A 16,576-nucleotide genomic window follows, 5' to 3' on the forward strand; every position below is an offset into this window, starting at 1 on the left:
GGGTAGCGCTATGAAGCAAACGCAGGCAACCCGCCGTCTGGGCGAGCAGCTTCGCGAGAAGCTTGGTTATATCCTGCTCTTTGAGGTTTCCGATCCGCGTCTCGACCTGGTCACCCTGACCGCGGTCGAGGTCGCGGTGGACCGTTCGTTCGCACGCGTGTACGTGTCGTGCGATGCGAGCCGCTACGATGAGGTCATGGAGGCGCTCGCCAGCGCCAAGGGCCGCATCCGCAGTCTGTTGGCTCGCTCGCTCGATTGGCGCGTCACGCCCGAGCTCGATTTTCGCATCGATCGCTCGACCGATGAGGCCGAGCGCATAACGCGTGCGCTGGAAAACGTTCCGGCCACGCTTGCGATCGAAAAGGACGAGGACGGCTACCCAATTGTGGATGCCGCCCAGGAGGCAGCTTTAGATGACTGATTCCGCCGATCTCGCCTCGTGCGAGTCTGCAGATATTAAACGACGCATCCTCGAGCTTATCGAGGATGCGTCCTCCATTGCGATCTCGGGTCACACCTCTCCCGATGGCGATGCCCTGGGCTCCGTGTTGGGCCTTGGCCTTTCGCTTATGAAGGTGTTTCCCGACAAGGACATCGCCCTGCTGTTGGCAGACGACGATCCCGTTCCGCGTATCTACCGTTTTATGGAGGGTGCCGATCTTCTGGTGCCGGCATCTGCCTACACCGGCAACCCGGACCTGTTCATTTCGGTAGACGTGCCGGTCGTCGAGCGCCTCAATAATTCCGCCGAGGTCCTGCGTCGTTCGGCCCACATGGCTTGCTTTGATCATCACCCGGCACGCGAGGAGTTTGCCGAGGTCAGCCTTAGGTGCGTCAATGCTGCTGCTTGCGCCATGATTATCGACCGATTTTTGGCCGATTGCGGCATTACCGCAAGCGACAGTATCGCTACCTGCCTGCTGTGCGGCCTGGTCACCGACACCGGTCGTTTTCAGTATCAGAACGCCGACGCCGCAGCGTTTCATGCCGCCTCGCGTCTGGTGGCGCACGGTGCCGATCCGGCACGCGTCGCGCTCGAGGTCTACCAGAGCCAGCGCGTCGAGTTCTTGCACCTCAAGTCCATCGTCATGGGTCGCATCAAGACGGTCGCGCACGGGCGCGTGGCGTATAGCTACGCGTACGAAAGTGACCTTAAGGAATGCGGCGTCACCTCTGATGAGTGCGACGGCCTGGTCGATGTGGTGCGCTCGGTGATGGGTGTCGAGGTCTGCCTGTTTCTTAAGGGCATCGAGGACGATACCAAGGTACGAGGCAACCTGCGCTCCAAGGGCGATCTTGATGTTTCCGAGATTGCGGCCAACTTTGGCGGAGGTGGGCACCACGCTGCCGCCGGCTTTACCAACGCCGGAACGATTTCCGAGACGCTCACCACGGCACTTCCCATGCTGGCCGAGCTGGTAGGGGAGGATCCCGCTTCGGTGACCGTCGAGCTCTAACTTTTTGGATGGTACATGGCTCGTCGTACACCTTCTCAACTTAATATGCTGCTCGCCGTCGATAAGCCGGTGGGCTGCACGTCTCATGACGTTGTTTCGCAATGCCGACGCGCCCTCCATGAGCGGCGCGTCGGTCATGCCGGAACGCTCGACCCCATGGCATCGGGTGTCATGGTGGTGGGCGTGGGCCAGGCTACGCGTCTGCTGGGCATGCTCACGCTCGATACCAAAAGCTACGTCGCCGACATTTCGTTTGGCGTCGAGACCAATACCGATGATGCGGAAGGCGAGGCCGTCCGCACAGTGCCCATTGCCGCCGACCTGCGCGATCCGGCCTATGCCCGCGAGCGCCTGTGCGCTATGTTGGGCCCTCAGATGCAGGTGCCGCCGGCGTTTTCGGCCATTTCTGTCAACGGCGTGCGCGCCTATAAGGCTGCGCGCGAGGGCAATGCCGTTGAGTTGCCCCCGCGTCCGGTCGAGGTATATTCCGCCGACCTGATTGCCGTGAGCGGCGAGGGCGACGCTTGCGTTTGGACCGCGGCGTTTTCCGTGAGCAAGGGCACCTATATCCGTGCGCTCGCTCGCGACCTAGGTCGTGCCTGCGACAACGCGGCACATATTTCCGCGCTGCGTCGTACGGCCTCCGGTGTTGTTTCCATCGGTGCCTGCCATGCGGTCGAGGAACTTTCTGCCGAGTCCGCTGCCGGCTTTGCCCTGGATCCCATTGCGGCACTGGGCGCCACACGCGTCGACTTGCCGGGCGACCTTGCCGATGATCTGCTGTGCGGACGTCGTATTCCTATTGAGCGCGCGCTTGTGGGCTTCGATGCGTCGAAGGCGCCGTTTGCGCTCGTGCTCGATGGCGGGCTCAAGGCACTCTCCCGTATCGAGGGCGGTCGCTTTGTTATGGAACATGTCTTTCCGCAGGCGATCGGCGGTGTTCGATGATGCTGGCCTCCCACGAGCTCGCGCGTATTTTTTTCGCGGGCGAGTCGGATGAGGCCCGCATCGTCGCCGCCGATGCGTTTGATGATTGCGCTTGCCTGGGCGCTGCGTCGATCGCCATCGGCGTGTTCGATGGCGTGCATCGGGGGCATCGCGAACTGATCGACGCGGTCGTTCGCGATGCGCGTGACCATGACTGCAAGGCGGTCGTGGTCACCTTTGATCCCGACCCGGACGTGGTGGTGAGCCCCTCGCCTGCTCAAAAACTGATGACGACGGCCGACCGTCTGCATGCCCTGGCTCTCACCGGGGTCGATGCGGTCGTGGCTGTTCCCTTTACGCCTTCGGTGGCGGCACTCGACCACGCGGGCTTTCTTAAACTGCTGTCGCATGTGGTCGATATCCGCTCGATTCGCGTGGGCAGCGACTTTAGGCTGGGCCGCGGCGGTGCCTCGGGCGTTGCCGAGATGAAAGAATGGGGAGCCGAGCGCGACGTTGACGTCTATGGCCACGAGTTGCTGTGCGTCGATGGACAGACGGTCTGCGCCACCCGTATTCGCCAGGAGCTTCGCCAGGGACATGTTGAGCTTGCCGCCGAGCTGCTCGGCCGCCCGTACATGCTGCGAGGTGTTGTTGCCGGAGGTCGTCACCAGGGCTCCGACATGGGTTTTCCCACGGCAAACATCCAGGTGCCCGAGGGCATCCAGGTTCCTGCCGATGGTGTCTACGAGGGCCTGGTGCTGGTCGACGATACCGTGTGGCCTGCTGCCGTCAATGTGGGCTTGCCGCCGACGTATGCCGACGATGCCGCCTCGGCTCATCTCGAGGCCAACTTAATCGGGTATGCGGGCGACCTGTACGGCGCCTCGGTTTCGCTGGCGTTTACGCGCTGGCTGCGCCCGTCGCGCGTGTTCGATTCGTTGGACGAGCTTATCGCGACCGTCGAGGGTAACATTGACGATATCCGTCATCATTTGGGCGAGCAGGGGGTGAGCATCCGTGATTAGCGATGAGGAAAAAGACCAGGTACGCGCTGCGTCCGATCTGGTTGCCATCGTGCAGGAAACGGTTGAGCTCAAGCCCCGCGGCCATGAGTTTTGGGGTTGCTGCCCCTTCCATGGCGAAAAGACCCCGTCGTTTCACATTATCCCTGCCACGCAGGTGTGGCACTGCTTTGGCTGTGGCGAGGGCGGCGACGTCTTCACCTACATCATGAAGCGCGAGAACCTGAGCTTTCCCGAGTCGATTCGCTACCTGGCCGACCGTGCCGGCATTGAGCTGCACGATACCGGCGCTTATCGCGAGCACGGCACCAAGCGCGCCCGCATCTACGACCTATGTGCGGAAACCGCCCAGTTCTATCACACCATGCTTATGCGCGGTAAGGACAGCCGTCCGCGCGAGTACTTCGCCAGTCGCGGTATGGGCGGCGATGTCTGCCGCCGCTACTGCCTGGGCTTTGCACCGGGTCGCAATGCGCTGGTGTCGCATCTGTCGCAGGCGGGCTTTACCCCGCAGGAGATGATCGACGCCAATGTGGCCGTGAGCCGTGGTCGCGGGCAGCTTGCCGACCGTTTTTACGACCGCGTGATGTTTCCCATTTTTGACGAGCAGGGTCATAACATCGCCTTTGGCGGGCGCATTATGGGCGACGGCCAGCCTAAGTACCTCAACACCGCCGAGACGAGCGTGTTCCATAAAAAGCGAAACCTCTATGGCTTTAACTGGGCCAAGGAGTTTATCGTCGCGCAGGATACCGCCATCGTGGTGGAGGGATATACCGACTGTATCGCCTGCTGGGAGGCGGGGATTAAAAACGTCGTCGCCACGCTGGGCACGGCGCTGACGGAACATCATGTAAAGACGCTCACCCGCTTTGCCAAGCGCATTGTATATATGTTCGATGGCGACGCCGCCGGTCAAAAGGCCGCACGCCGCGCGATTCAGTTTATCGAGCAGGATTCGATGGACCTGCGCTGCGTGGTGCTTCCCGACGGCAACGACCCCATGGAGTTCATCACCGCGCATGGTGGCGAGGCTCTGCAGGCGCGCATCGATGCCGCCGAGCCCCTCATGGACTTTGTGTACCGCTCACTGCAGGAGTCGAGCGACATTACCACGCCGGGCGGTCGTGCCAAGGCGCTCGAGGATGCACTGACGCTCATCTATCCGCTGCGCGATAGCTACATGATCGATACGTACTTTATCCAGATTGCCGACCTGCTGGGTTTGGATCTGGAGACGGTGCGCTCGAGCTCGGGCCGTGTGTTTCGCGATGTTGCCAAGCGCGAGGACGCCGAGCGTCGTCGCGAGCAGAACTACGAGCGCCAGCGGGCGCAGGCCGAGCGTGCAGGCAGCGCGGGCGGTCGGGCGTCTGGTTCGCAGGGGGCGCCTCGCGGCGCTTGGGCGTCGGGGGCGACGCCGCCGGTGTCCGCACCGGTCGAGGAAGAACCGTACGACTATGTGCCGCTCGAGGCCTACGGGGCCGCGCCGGTCGAGGCTGTCGACGATATGCCGCCGATTGATGTGCCGGTTGGTATGGATGGCGCGGCACCGGTCGCCGATATAATGGGCGCGCCCGCGTCGCCGACGATGCCGATCGTGCTGACCGACCTAGAGCGAAAGTCTTTGGCGGGGGAGCGCGAGCTGCTGACGATGCTCACGAGCTACCCCGACCTGTTCCGCACGTATGCCGATCGCATCTGCTCGATCGAGTGGGTGGATCCGCGTCACGAGTCCATCGCGTGGGCCGTGCTCGCGACGCCGCCGGGCACCGACCCCACGGCGTGCATGGATGCGGCGCGCGCCGTGTGTCCCGAGGCAGCGTCGCTTGTTAGTGCCGGGCGCATTTCGTCGACGAGTAAGCACCCCACCGAGACGAACATCGTGTTTATGCTCGACACCCTCGAGCTCTACACCATCAAGCGCCGCATGCGCGCCGCACAGGCCAAGCTTCGCCAGGACCGGTCGCTCGACGATGAGGCACGCCGTGTGCTGACGATGCAGGCGATGCAAGATTCTCAGCGCCAGCGTGAGCTCCAAAAGTCGATCGGCGGCGTGGCGGATCCGTTCCGTTTGATCGGTTTGGAGACTGCGGGCGCCGAGCAGGCCTAGATGTTGTGGTCAACCAGCGTATTTGCGCCTATATCCAGTCTGAATTTTGGGTATAGACGTGTAGGTGTGTGCTAAAGTAATGAGTCCTGTGGACTATGAAGGGAGAATCTGTGCCAAATAAGAGTGAGAGCACGGGTACTGGGCTGGAATCCTACGTTGCAAAGCTCATGGGCAACGGCTCAAACAGGACTTCGGTAACCGAGGACGAGATTCAGGTCGCCCTGAAGGATATCGATGTATCTGACGAGCAACTCAACGCGGTGTATTCCGCGCTGCGCAACAGCGGCATCCAGATTATCTCCGCGAGCGGAAACGACGACGCTCCCATGGGCGTCGAAGATGACGATAACGATAGCGATACCGATGATTTCGATGACGACGAGCACGATTCCGGTTCACTCGACGATCACGAGCTTAAGATGGCCCGTCAGGCCGACGCCGAGATGGGTTCTTCCAAGAGCAAGAAGAAGCGCACCGTGCGTACGTCCCGTTCGCGCTCGCGCGTGCGCGGCATCGATGCCTCCACGGTGATGCTGACCGGTGACCCGGTTCGTATGTACCTTAAGGAGATCGGTAAGGTCGACCTGCTGACCGCCTCCGAAGAGGTCGATCTGGCCATGAAGATCGAGGCCGGTCTCGATGCCACCGAGAAGCTCGAGGCCGCCGAGGCGGGCGAGATCGAGCTTACCCGCGCCGAGATACGCCGCCTGACCCGTATCGAGAACGTGGGTCTCGAGGCCAAGCAGGCGCTCATCAGCGCCAACCTGCGTCTGGTCGTCTCCATCGCCAAGCGCTACGTCGGTCGCGGCATGCTGTTCTTGGACCTGATCCAGGAGGGCAACCTCGGTCTGATCCGCGCCGTCGAGAAGTTCGACTACCAGAAGGGCTTTAAGTTCTCCACGTACGCCACGTGGTGGATCCGTCAGGCCATCACGCGTGCTATCGCCGACCAGGCCCGTACCATCCGTATTCCCGTGCACATGGTCGAGACCATCAACAAGCTCGTCCGCGTGCAGCGCCAGCTCCTTCAGGACCTGGGTCGCGACCCGACCCCCGAGGAGATCGGTGCCGAGATGGATATGAGTGCCGACCGCGTCCGCGAGATCCAGAAGATTTCGCAGGAGCCCGTGTCGCTCGAGACCCCCATCGGCGAGGAAGAGGATTCCCAGCTGGGCGACTTCATCGAGGACTCCCAGGCTATCGTTCCGCCCGATGCCGCCAGCTTCTCCATGCTGCAGGAGCAGCTCACCCAGGTGCTCGACTCGCTTGCCGATCGTGAGCGCAAGGTTATCGAGCTGCGCTTTGGCCTTGTCGACGGACATCCCCGTACGCTCGAGGAAGTCGGCCGCGAATTTGGCGTCACGCGTGAGCGCATCCGCCAGATCGAGTCCAAGACCCTGGCCAAGCTCCGTCACCCCAGCCGCTCTAGCAAGCTCAAAGACTATATTGAGTCTTAGGGGTTACGCCGTTCTACCGAACGGCGTAACGGCTCGACGCTGCAAACCCGCCAGAGCGGCAATCTGCCTTTCAGCTTCGGCGGCATGATCAAAAGATCTATGCCGCCTTGCTTCAAGGCACCTTGCTCGCTCTGGCGGGTTTTCGCTGTCGTTACCAAAACATCGGCGTTTCCGTTGCCGGTAGTGATTGGGGGCGTCCCCAATGACTGGGACAGAAAAATTCTTAAAAAAGTTCTTGCCCTTCGCCCAATCGTCCGTATAATAAACTTCGTTGCTTGAGAGCACGCACCTATTCCTCGGTAGCTCAATGGTAGAGCACGCGGCTGTTAACCGCGCTGTTGTAGGTTCGAGTCCTACCCGGGGAGCCAGAATTTTTCAGCCCTTTCCGTTGGGCTTTTTAATTCCTCGGTAGCTCAATGGTAGAGCACGCGGCTGTTAACCGCGCTGTTGTAGGTTCGAGTCCTACCCGGGGAGCCAGGTTGTAAAACCCGTCGCTTATGTGGCGGGTTTTTTTATGCCGCGATCGCCTGGCGCGAACGTTACCGTATCAACATTTCGTGTCGAGGATGTAATCCCGTGACCCGCCACCTCAACATGGCGCGGTCGTTGTAGAATATTGCAATGATTGCTCCCACGACATGGTGCCGCGAGCACCAGATAAGGAGATTCTTGTGTCTGAGACCATTAACGGCAGCCTGAGCGTCTCGAACGACGTTATTGCCGATATTGCCGGTTATGCCGCGATGACGTGCTATGGCGTCGTCGGTATGGCCGAACAGCTCCAGGGCGCCGAGAGCGTGCGCCTGCTTGCCGGTCAGCGCCTCCGCAAGGGCGTGCTTGTCTCCGCCGACGAGAACGGCCTTACGGTCGATCTTCACGTCGTGCTCGAGAACGGCGTCAACATGAAGTCCGTCTGCCACAATCTTTCGAGCTCCGTTGCCTTCACCCTGCAGGAGATCGCCCAGATCGATCCCGCCAGCCTTAAGATCGGCATCCACATCGACGCGCTCAAGAGCCGTCTGAACTAGCATCCGAAAACGGAGATTCAAATACCCATGATTGCAAAGACCATTCGCACCTGTTTTCCGATCGCTGCGGCTGCCGTTTCCGACAAGGCCGAGGAGATCAACAAGCTCAACGTCTTCCCCGTGCCCGACGGCGACACCGGTACCAACATGTCGCTCACGCTCGCCTCGGTGACCAAGGAGCTTTCCGCCCTTCCCGCCGATGCCGACATGGAGGCCATCGCAGGCGCCATCACGCACGGCTCCCTGATGGGTGCCCGCGGCAACTCCGGCGTCATCACCTCGCAGATCCTGCGCGGTGTTGCCGAGGGTCTCGTTTCTGCCGATGAGCCCATCACGTCCGCCAACATCGCCTTCGCCTTCCGTCGCGCCGTCAAGGTCGCCTTCCAGGCCGTCCGCAAGCCCATCGAAGGCACGATCCTCACGGTCCTGCGAGATGTTTCGACCAAGGCCGACGAGTGCGAAAAGAAGAAGTTCTCGGCCGAGGACGCGCTCGATGCTATCGTCGTCGAGGCCTACCAGTCCGTCGCCCGCACGCCCGACCTGCTGCCCGTTCTGAAGGAGAACGGCGTGGTCGACTCTGGCGCCTTTGGCTTTGCCATCTTCCTGGAGAACTTTGTTGCCGCCGCTCTTGGCCGCAGCACCGTTGTCGAGGATTTCTCCGCCACGTTTGATTCCGCTGGCTCTGCCCGCGACGCGGCCCTTGGTCGCGTTGAGATCGAGGCCAACGACGACTGGGAGGGCTCGGAGTTCCGCTACTGCAACGAGTTCCTCTTTAAGGCCGACGCCCCGTTTGACGAGGACGAGTGCCTTAAGTTCCTGGGCTCCATGGGCGACTGTGAGCTTCTCGTGGGTGCCTACCCCGACTACAAGATCCATGTGCACTCCAACACGCCTAACCTGGTGCTCGAGCACATGCTGCAGCTTGGTCAGATCTACGAGGTCTTTATCCACAACATGGAGATGGAGGCCCACGACCGTACCGCCAAGATTCATGAGGACCAGGAAAAGGCTGCCGAACCTGTCAAGGCTTTGGGCTTTGTCGCCGTTGCCGCCGGTTCCGGCGAGGCCGACATCCTCAAGTCCCTCGGCGTTGACGTGATCGTCTCGGGTGGTCAGACCATGAACCCCTCGACCGCCGACCTGCTGGGCGCCGTCGACCAGGTCAACGCGACCTCGGTCATCATCCTGCCCAATAACGGCAACATCCGCATGGCTGCCGAGGCCGCTGCCTCTGCCTGCACCGACAAGAAAGTCGCCGTCGTTCCCACTAAGACCGTTCCGCAGGCCTTCTCCGCGCTGTTCGCGGTCCTGCCCGATTCCGAGCTCGAGGACGCCGTCGCCGCTATGGTCGACGCCATCAGCGAGGTCCGCGATGGCGAGGTCACCCGTGCCGTGCGCGATTCCAGCGCCTCTGACGGCTCTCCGATTCACTCCGGTGATGTCATGGGTATCATTGCCGGCTCCATCGACGTGGTCGGCTCCGATGTGAAGCAGGTCACGCTCGATTGCATCAACCGCATGCAGGAGGAAGAGGAGGGCGACGCACTGACGATTCTGGCCGGCGAGGAGCTGTCCGATGAGGCCTTCCAGGAGATCGTCGACGCCATCGAGGAGGCTCAGCCCGACCTGGAGATCGATGCTCATCGTGGCGAGCAGCCGCTCTATCCCGTGATCTTCTCGATCGAGTAGGCATCTACCCATGTCCGAGCTGTGCTCCGTGCCGCGCGCCTCGGAGCGCTTTGCCCAGAGCAATGCGCTCGACGAGGATATCGCGCGACTCAAATATGTTTCGGGTAAACGTGAGGAGGCCCTTCGCCGTCTGGGAATTCGGACGGTGGGGGACCTCCTTCTCCATATCCCTCACCGATATCTCGACTTTACGCGCTCCTGGTCCATCGAGATGGCTCCCATCGGTACCGTGTGCACGATTGTCGCCACGGTCGATCGTATCGTTCAAAAGCAGCCCCGCCCGCGTATGCAGGTGACCGAGGTCTCGCTGGTGGACGAGACGGGCGTGCTGCAGGTCGCCTTTTTCCGTCAGCCCTGGATCGCCCAGCAGTTTAAGCAGGGAGACCGCCTGGCCGTGATGGGTAAGGTCGAGTTTGCCTACGGCTTTAAGCAGATGGCCTCGCCGCATTTCGAAAAGCTCGAGGATGGGCGTGCCGCGGGCACCATACTGCCGGTCCATTATGTGAGCGATGGCGTGAGCCAGGCGTGGATGCGCCGCATCGTAAGCGGCGCGCTCGAGGTTGTCGGCAATCCCTTCGACCCGATTCCCGCACGCTTACGCGTCAAGCGCCAGCTGATGAGCAATGCTCGTGCGCTGCGCTCAATTCACTTTCCATCGAGCATGGCCGAGCGCGATATCGCGCGCGCACGGCTTGCCTACGAGGAGTGCCTCTACCTTCAGCTGGCGCTGCGTCTGCGCAACGACGGTGGCATGGTCGGCGTCGTTCCCTACGCCCACACCGCGGGCGAGCATCTGGCCGCGCTTAAGCAGGCCCTCCCGTTTTCGCTGAGCGACGAGCAAGAGGCCGCGTTCCAAGACATCCTGCACGACATGTGCGATGGCGGGCGCGTTATGAACCGCCTGCTGCTGGGCGACGTCGGAACCGGCAAGACCGCCGTCGCCGCCTGCGCGCTGGCCGTTGCGGCCGATAGCGGCACCCAGTCCTGCGTTATGGCGCCAACGGGTGTGCTGGCGCGCCAATATGCCGATAAGACCGGCCCCTTGCTCTCGCAGGCCGGCATGTCCTGGGCGCTCCTGACGGGTGCCACGCCGGCAGCCGAGCGCGAGCAGATCCATGCGCAGCTGAAATCGGGCGAGCTCGATGTCCTCTTTGGAACCCACGCGGTCCTTTCGGATGACGTGACGTTTAAGCATCTGTCGCTTGTCGTCATCGACGAGCAGCACCGCTTTGGTGTGGGCCAGCGCAATGCCCTGCGTGCCAAGGGCCCGGGTGCCGACCTGCTCGTTATGACGGCGACGCCGATTCCGCGCACGTTGGCGCTCTCGGTCTACGGCGACCTTGACACGAGCATCATCCGCCATCGGCCTGTTCCGGGGGCGGGCGTTACGACGCGTGTGCTTACCGAGTCGAGCCGCGACCTGGCCTACGGCGCCATTCGCGAGGCGCATGAAAAGGGCCAGCAGGCTTACGTGATCTGCCCGCTTGTGGAGCCGAGCGACTCGGCCGATGAGCTTGAGGATGTCCCCGGTATCGCCCGCGACGATGAGGGCCGCGTGACCGTCCCCGTGCCGCTGCACGATACGGCAACCGAGCTCGACCGGCTGCGCCTGGCGTTGCCGGGGCTTACTATCGAGCGCCTTCATGGCCGCATGCCGGCGGGGGAGAAGGACCGCGTGATCGATGCCTTCAAGCGCGGTGAGATCGACGTGCTCGTTTCGACCACGGTGGTCGAGGTGGGCGTCGACGTGCCCAACGCCACCGTCATGGTCATCGAGAACGGTGAGCGCTTTGGCTTGGCGGCCCTGCACCAGTTGCGCGGCCGTGTGGGCCGCGGCAGCGTGTCGGGCACCTGCCTGGTCATGACGCACTCCAAGGGCAACGGCGGCGCGTCGGCGGCACAAGACCGCCTCCAGTCGCTCGAAAAGACCTCAGACGGCTTTACGCTCGCCCAGATGGACCTGCGCTTGCGCCATGAGGGCGAAATCCTGGGCTACCGTCAGCATGGCGGCGTGACCCTGCGCTTTGTGGACCTGGACGCCGACGAGGATCTTATCGAATGGGCCCATTTGGACGCGGTCGAGCTCTTGCGGTATGCTTGCAACCTTGACTCCGTGGCGACGCGTCCCTTGCGCGACGCGGTCGCCACGCGCTATCGACATATCTTTAAGGAGGTCAGCGGAGGATGAGAATCATCGGCGGTGAATGGCGCGGCCGTAAGATCGAAGAGCCGCGCGGGCGCGATGTCACCCGTCCCACGACCGATCGCGTGCGCGAGGCATGTGCATCCATGGTCATGTCGGCGTTCGACTTCGATTTGGACGAGGTCCGCGTGCTGGACGCTTTTGGCGGCTCCGGCGCCCTGGGAATCGAGATGCTCTCGCGTGGCGCCCGCACGCTCACCACGTTCGAGATCGATCGCAACGCCGCCCGTCTGATCACCAAGAACGTCGAGTCGCTGTGCCGCGACCGTTCGCGTTGGCGTGTCGTTACCGGCGATGTGCTGGCGAGTGCCTCGCGCGGTCGCGTGCCGGGCGGTCCTTTTGATCTGGTCCTGCTCGATCCGCCGTATGCCTTTGGCGCCGAGCCGGTCGAGGAGCTGCTGCAAAATCTTTCCCAGCAGGAGCTGCTGACGCCCGGGGCCTTTGCCCTGTTTGAGCATGCCGCAACCGATGCGGGCGCTCATCCAGCTGGTTTTGAGACCGTGCGAGAGAAGCGCTACGGCATTACCTCGGTTGACTTGCTGCGCTGGGTGGCCGAGGACGTGAAGGACCATGGTGACGAGAACGAAAATGACGAGGATGCGCCTTCGGAGGACGCCCATGAATGACACCATCAACCGCGTGATCGTCCCGGGCACCTTCGACCCCATCACCTTTGGCCATATCGATGTGATTCGCCGTGCCCGCCGCATCTTTCCCAGCGTGATTGTCGCCGTGGCCGAGTCGCAGGGTAAAAACGGCGTGGGTACCACCTTTATGCTCGACGAGCGCGTGGCGCTGGCCCGCGAGGCCCTCGGCGATTTGGACGGCATCGAGGTACTGCCTTTCACCGGCCTGCTGGTCGACTTTGCACGTGAACAGGGGGCAGGTGCCGTCGTTAAGGGCCTGCGCGCCATGACCGACTTTGAGTACGAGCTGCAGCAGGCCGACCTCAACTACCGCCTGGATAACGAGCTGGAGTCTATCTTTGTCATGAGTGCTCCGCAGTACGGCTATATCTCGAGCTCGGTGGTGCGCCAGATCGCGTCGCTTGGCAGCGACGTGTCGACGTTTGTGCCGCCCAACGTGGTCGAAGCGCTCAAACATCGCTTTTCGTGACATTTTTTATTGCCTGGTGGCATGTGCTAAACTAACTCGATGATATGTTACCTATGAAAGGAGACCGGATGCCGGGCGAGAATTTTCCTGGCGACAGGATCGTGAGTCTTGTCGACGAGCTCGAGGGGCTCATCGAAGAGGCTAAGACGCCGTTCGGCAAGAACGCCCAGATGAAGGTTATCGACGCCGACGTCTTCTTTAACATCCTCGATGAGATCCGCATGAGCTATCCCGAGGAGTGGCAGAAGTCCCGCCGTATCCTCAAAGAGCGTGAGGAGCTTATGGCTTCCGCCGCCGCTCAGGCCGATTCCATCATTGCCGACGCTCAGCAGCAGGCCCTCACCATTGCCGGTGAGCAGGAGATCGTTCGCCTAGCCCAGCAGCAGGCCGACGACATTCGCGACCGTGCCCAGCAGTACGAGCGCGAGACGCGTTATGCCGCCGAGGATTACGCAGAGCAGGTCTTTACGCACCTTGAGGAGAACCTTAAGAGCCTGACCGGCACCGTCACCCGTTGCCGTCAGCAGCTCAACGAGGGTGCCGCCCAGCAGAACGGTCAGTGGTAATGGCTGAGTTCCCGAGCGTAACCGTCGATCTTTCCGAGCAACTCGAGTTTCCCGGAGACTCTTATCCGCTGACCGGCAAGGTCGATGTCGCCGCCTTCACGGTTGGCGAGAAGGAGTACCAGCTGCAGGACGGCATTGCCTACGACGTTGTCTTTACCAACGCCGGTACCGGCGTTCTGCTCTCGGGCATGGTCCGCGCCCACGCCACCGGCGAGTGCGATCGCTGCCTAGAGCCCGCCTCGTTTGATATCGCAGGCGAGATCGAGGAGTTCTACCTCTTTGAGGAGCCCGAGGACCCCGAGGCCTACGAAGACGGCTACGAGTTGCTGGGCGAGGATCGCATCGTCGATCTGGGTGAGCCCATCAACGACGCGGTCGTCATGGACACGCCGTTCGTTGTCCTGTGCAAGCCCGATTGCCGCGGCCTTTGCCCCACCTGCGGCATCAATCTCAACGTCGAGCAATGCGATTGCGCCGCCCAGGCAGAGGCCGAATGGGCCGCTGCCACGGAAAATCCATTTGCAGCATTGAAGAATCTCAAGCTTGACGAGTAAAACTGTGGTAGTATCGCTACTTGCGCGTAATCGCCACACTGGATAGTTCATAAGGAAGGTCACTATGCCCGTACCTAAACAAAAGCAGGGTCGTATCCGCACCCATACCCGTCGTTCCGCCAACATGAAGATCTCGGCTGCGGCTCAGTCCACGTGCCCCCGTTGCGGCGCTGTTAAGCTCCCGCACCACGTGTGCCCCAGCTGCGGTTTCTACAAGGACCGCGAGGTTATCGTTACCGAGTAACTGTATACTCTGGATGCGATGCCGTTCCAACTGGAACCACAATGGCCGGCTCAATGAGTCGGCCATTTTTGTATAAGGAGCATATGAAATGAGTAACGTTCGCGTTTGTGTTGACGTTGTGGGCGGAGACGAGAAGCCCCAGGTTGTTCTCGATGGTATCGAGGCCGCGCTTGCGGCAGATCCCGAGATCGAGGTCTTGGCCGTCGGTCCCGCCGAAATCGTCAACCCCTTTGCCGCGGCGCATGCCCGCGTGGAGGCCCTGGAGGCCCCCGACGTCATCAGCATGGAGGACGATCCCATTCGCGCCGTGATGACCAAGCGCAAGTCCTCGATCGTGCTTGCGTGCCGTGCCATCAAGAAGGGCAATGCGGACGCGTTTTTCTCGGCCGGCTCGACCGGTGCCATGACCGCTGCCGCCACGGCCTACGTCACACCGTTTAGGTATTTGGCAGAGGGCAAGAAGCAGCCGGTCCGTCCGTGCCTGACCAACGCACTGCCCAATCGCGCCGGCGGCCTGACGGTGCTGTGCGATATGGGCGCCAATCCCGATGTCACGGTGGACGATATGGTGCGCTTCGCCCAGATGGGCTCTGCCTATGCCCGTGTGGTTTTGGGTATTGAGCATCCTCGCGTGGGTCTGCTTGCCAATGGCACCGAGGACGAGAAGGGCTCCATCTTTACCAAGTCGTGTTTCCCGGCCATGAAGGCAGCGGTTCCCGGCTTTGTGGGCAACTGCGAGGGTACCGATCTTACGTCGGGCAATTTTGACGTCGTGGTCGCCGATGGCATGTCGGGCAACATCGCGCTCAAGGCCACCGAGGGCGCTGCCAAGTTTTTGCTGCAGGAGCTTAAGGGTGCCTTTATGTCTTCGCTCGGCACGAAGATTGCCGCGCTGCTCATCAAAAAGCAGATGCGCGAGATTAAGGCCAAGCTTTCGGGCGATGCCAAGGGCGGCGCGATCCTGCTGGGCCTGCGCGGCGTCGTGTTGATCGGCCACGGTGCCACGTCGGTCGAGGCCGTCAAGAACGGTACGCTTGCCGCGGCCCAGGCCGTGCGCGCCGGGCTTGTCCAGGACGTTGCCAATTCCATGGACGGTATCGTTTTATAAGAGCCTCGTTACGTGGCTCAACCTGTACCGTGTGGGGTAGAATCGGAGCCGTATTGCAACGCGGCTCCGATTGCCGTGTTGTGTTGTGTTCCATGACATACGAGAGGAAGCGCTATGGACCGCTCCGAAATCTTCGATAAGATCGCCGAAGTCGCCGCTGACGTGCTCGGCGTCGATGTCGCCGACATTAGCGACGAGACCACTTTTGACGATCTCGATGCCGATTCGCTCGAGCGTCTGCAGCTGGTGACGGCCATCGAGGACGAGTTCGACCTCGAGATCGATGACGCGACCCTGCTGTCGCTCAACTCTGTCGCCGACGCCGTCGACGCGATCGAAAACGCCAAGGAGGCCTAAGTCTTGGCTTTGTCTGAACGACTCACGCGCGCCCAGGAGATCCTGGGCCATGAGTTCAATAACAAGGTACTGCTGCGCGCGGCGCTCACACATCCCTCGGCCGTCGAGGGTCAGCCGGTCTCTGCCAGCTATGAGCGCCTTGAGTTTTTGGGCGATTCCATTTTGGGTGCCGTGGTGGCCCGTTCGCTCTTTGAGTCCTATCCCGAGTTTGACGAGGGCAAGCTCACGCGCCTGAAGGTGTCCCTTGTCTCGGGCGCCACACTGTCCGAGGTATCGCACGAGCTGGGTATCGACGACATCATCATCTTTGGTGCTTCCGAGACCGGTACCGGCGCGCGCGGCCTGCACTCGGCGCTCGAGAACGTATACGAGTCGCTCGTGGGTGCGCTGTACCTGGATGCCGGCTGGGATGCGGCAGCGGAGTTCATCCACCGTACGCTTAAGCCGCACCTGGCCACCGAGCGTGCTGAGCACCCCGCGAACCCCAAGTCGTTCTTGCAGGAGTGCGTGCAGGCAGATGGCCACGAGCCTCCCGCGTATAAGCTGGTCGGCTCCGAGGGCCCCGCGCATGCGCCCACCTTTACCGCTGTGGTTCTCATCGACGGTATTCGCCAGGGCCGCGGCACCGGTTCCTCCAAGAAGGAGGCCGAGGGAGCCGCTGCGCTCGAGGCACTCGACCGCATGGGCTACACCACCAACGGCGTGATTCTCAACAAGAAGCCTGTTTAAGCGAGGAAC

Annotated in this window: 17 protein-coding genes and 2 tRNA genes; all 19 read left to right on the forward strand. The window is 61.8% G+C overall.

Annotated elements, in window-relative coordinates:
- Positions 1–10 precede the first annotated feature (10 nt).
- The 19 genes from rbfA to rnc all read left to right on the forward strand — a co-directional run bounded on the left by rbfA (position 11) and on the right by rnc (position 16,567).
- Positions 11–421 carry a 30S ribosome-binding factor RbfA gene (gene rbfA / locus V2391_RS01450; RefSeq protein WP_195362079.1) on the forward strand — a complete coding sequence of 137 codons (411 nt, stop codon included), beginning with the start codon at positions 11–13 and terminating at the stop codon, positions 419–421.
- Positions 414–1,457 carry a DHH family phosphoesterase gene (locus tag V2391_RS01455; RefSeq protein WP_329737969.1) on the forward strand — a complete coding sequence of 348 codons (1,044 nt, stop codon included), beginning with the start codon at positions 414–416 and terminating at the stop codon, positions 1,455–1,457. The genes rbfA and V2391_RS01455 overlap by 8 nt, the downstream gene beginning before the upstream one ends.
- Positions 1,458–1,472: 15 nt before the next feature.
- Positions 1,473–2,405 (forward strand): tRNA pseudouridine(55) synthase TruB, encoded by a 933-nt coding sequence (gene truB, locus V2391_RS01460; RefSeq protein ID WP_271730425.1) that lies wholly within the window; start codon positions 1,473–1,475, stop codon positions 2,403–2,405.
- Entirely contained in the window at positions 2,402–3,409 is a 1,008-nt protein-coding gene (ribF, locus tag V2391_RS01465) for a riboflavin biosynthesis protein RibF (protein ID WP_271730426.1), read from the forward strand. Before truB ends, ribF begins: the two co-directional genes overlap by 4 nt.
- Entirely contained in the window at positions 3,402–5,516 is a 2,115-nt protein-coding gene (gene dnaG, locus V2391_RS01470; RefSeq protein WP_329737970.1) for a DNA primase, read from the forward strand. Before ribF ends, dnaG begins: the two co-directional genes overlap by 8 nt.
- 110 nt (positions 5,517–5,626) lie before the next feature.
- Positions 5,627–6,973: an RNA polymerase sigma factor RpoD gene (gene rpoD / locus V2391_RS01475; RefSeq protein WP_271730427.1), complete on the forward strand. Its 1,347-nt coding sequence runs from the start codon at positions 5,627–5,629 to the stop codon at positions 6,971–6,973.
- Positions 6,974–7,266: 293 nt separating this feature from the next.
- Positions 7,267–7,341: transfer RNA gene (locus tag V2391_RS01480), tRNA-Asn, on the forward strand.
- 34 nt (positions 7,342–7,375) lie between these two features.
- Positions 7,376–7,450, forward strand: a tRNA-Asn gene (locus V2391_RS01485).
- Between the two features lie 161 nt (positions 7,451–7,611).
- The gene (locus V2391_RS01490; RefSeq protein ID WP_187361832.1) at positions 7,612–8,001 is read left to right on the forward strand and encodes an Asp23/Gls24 family envelope stress response protein; all 390 of its coding nucleotides are present in this window, start codon (positions 7,612–7,614) and stop codon (positions 7,999–8,001) included.
- A gap of 27 nt (positions 8,002–8,028) precedes the next feature.
- The gene (locus V2391_RS01495; protein ID WP_320677419.1) at positions 8,029–9,690 is read left to right on the forward strand and encodes a DAK2 domain-containing protein; all 1,662 of its coding nucleotides are present in this window, start codon (positions 8,029–8,031) and stop codon (positions 9,688–9,690) included.
- Between the two features lie 10 nt (positions 9,691–9,700).
- Positions 9,701–11,878, forward strand: a complete 2,178-nt coding sequence (recG, locus tag V2391_RS01500) for an ATP-dependent DNA helicase RecG (RefSeq protein WP_271730428.1) — start codon at positions 9,701–9,703, stop codon at positions 11,876–11,878.
- Positions 11,875–12,519, forward strand: coding sequence for a 16S rRNA (guanine(966)-N(2))-methyltransferase RsmD (gene rsmD / locus V2391_RS01505; RefSeq protein WP_238057319.1), 645 nt, complete (start codon positions 11,875–11,877; stop codon positions 12,517–12,519). Before recG ends, rsmD begins: the two co-directional genes overlap by 4 nt.
- Entirely contained in the window at positions 12,512–13,009 is a 498-nt protein-coding gene (gene coaD / locus V2391_RS01510) for a pantetheine-phosphate adenylyltransferase (protein ID WP_118376690.1), read from the forward strand. Before rsmD ends, coaD begins: the two co-directional genes overlap by 8 nt.
- Before the next feature lie 68 nt (positions 13,010–13,077).
- Positions 13,078–13,575: a hypothetical protein gene (locus V2391_RS01515; RefSeq protein WP_022094019.1), complete on the forward strand. Its 498-nt coding sequence runs from the start codon at positions 13,078–13,080 to the stop codon at positions 13,573–13,575.
- Positions 13,575–14,129, forward strand: a complete 555-nt coding sequence (locus V2391_RS01520) for a YceD family protein (protein WP_238057321.1) — start codon at positions 13,575–13,577, stop codon at positions 14,127–14,129. Before V2391_RS01515 ends, V2391_RS01520 begins: the two co-directional genes overlap by 1 nt.
- A gap of 64 nt (positions 14,130–14,193) precedes the next feature.
- Complete coding sequence (gene rpmF / locus V2391_RS01525) at positions 14,194–14,373, forward strand: 50S ribosomal protein L32 (RefSeq protein ID WP_022094017.1); 180 nt, start codon at positions 14,194–14,196, stop codon at positions 14,371–14,373.
- 88 nt (positions 14,374–14,461) lie between these two features.
- Positions 14,462–15,481 (forward strand): phosphate acyltransferase PlsX, encoded by a 1,020-nt coding sequence (gene plsX / locus V2391_RS01530; RefSeq protein WP_329737971.1) that lies wholly within the window; start codon positions 14,462–14,464, stop codon positions 15,479–15,481.
- 114 nt (positions 15,482–15,595) lie between these two features.
- Positions 15,596–15,838, forward strand: coding sequence for an acyl carrier protein (locus tag V2391_RS01535; protein WP_329737972.1), 243 nt, complete (start codon positions 15,596–15,598; stop codon positions 15,836–15,838).
- A gap of 3 nt (positions 15,839–15,841) precedes the next feature.
- The gene (rnc, locus tag V2391_RS01540) at positions 15,842–16,567 is read left to right on the forward strand and encodes a ribonuclease III (RefSeq protein ID WP_271730431.1); all 726 of its coding nucleotides are present in this window, start codon (positions 15,842–15,844) and stop codon (positions 16,565–16,567) included.
- Positions 16,568–16,576 lie beyond the last annotated feature (9 nt).

It is taken from the genome of Collinsella sp. CM84Y_54 (assembly GCF_036317945.1).
Classification (GTDB): Bacteria; Actinomycetota; Coriobacteriia; order Coriobacteriales; family Coriobacteriaceae; genus Collinsella.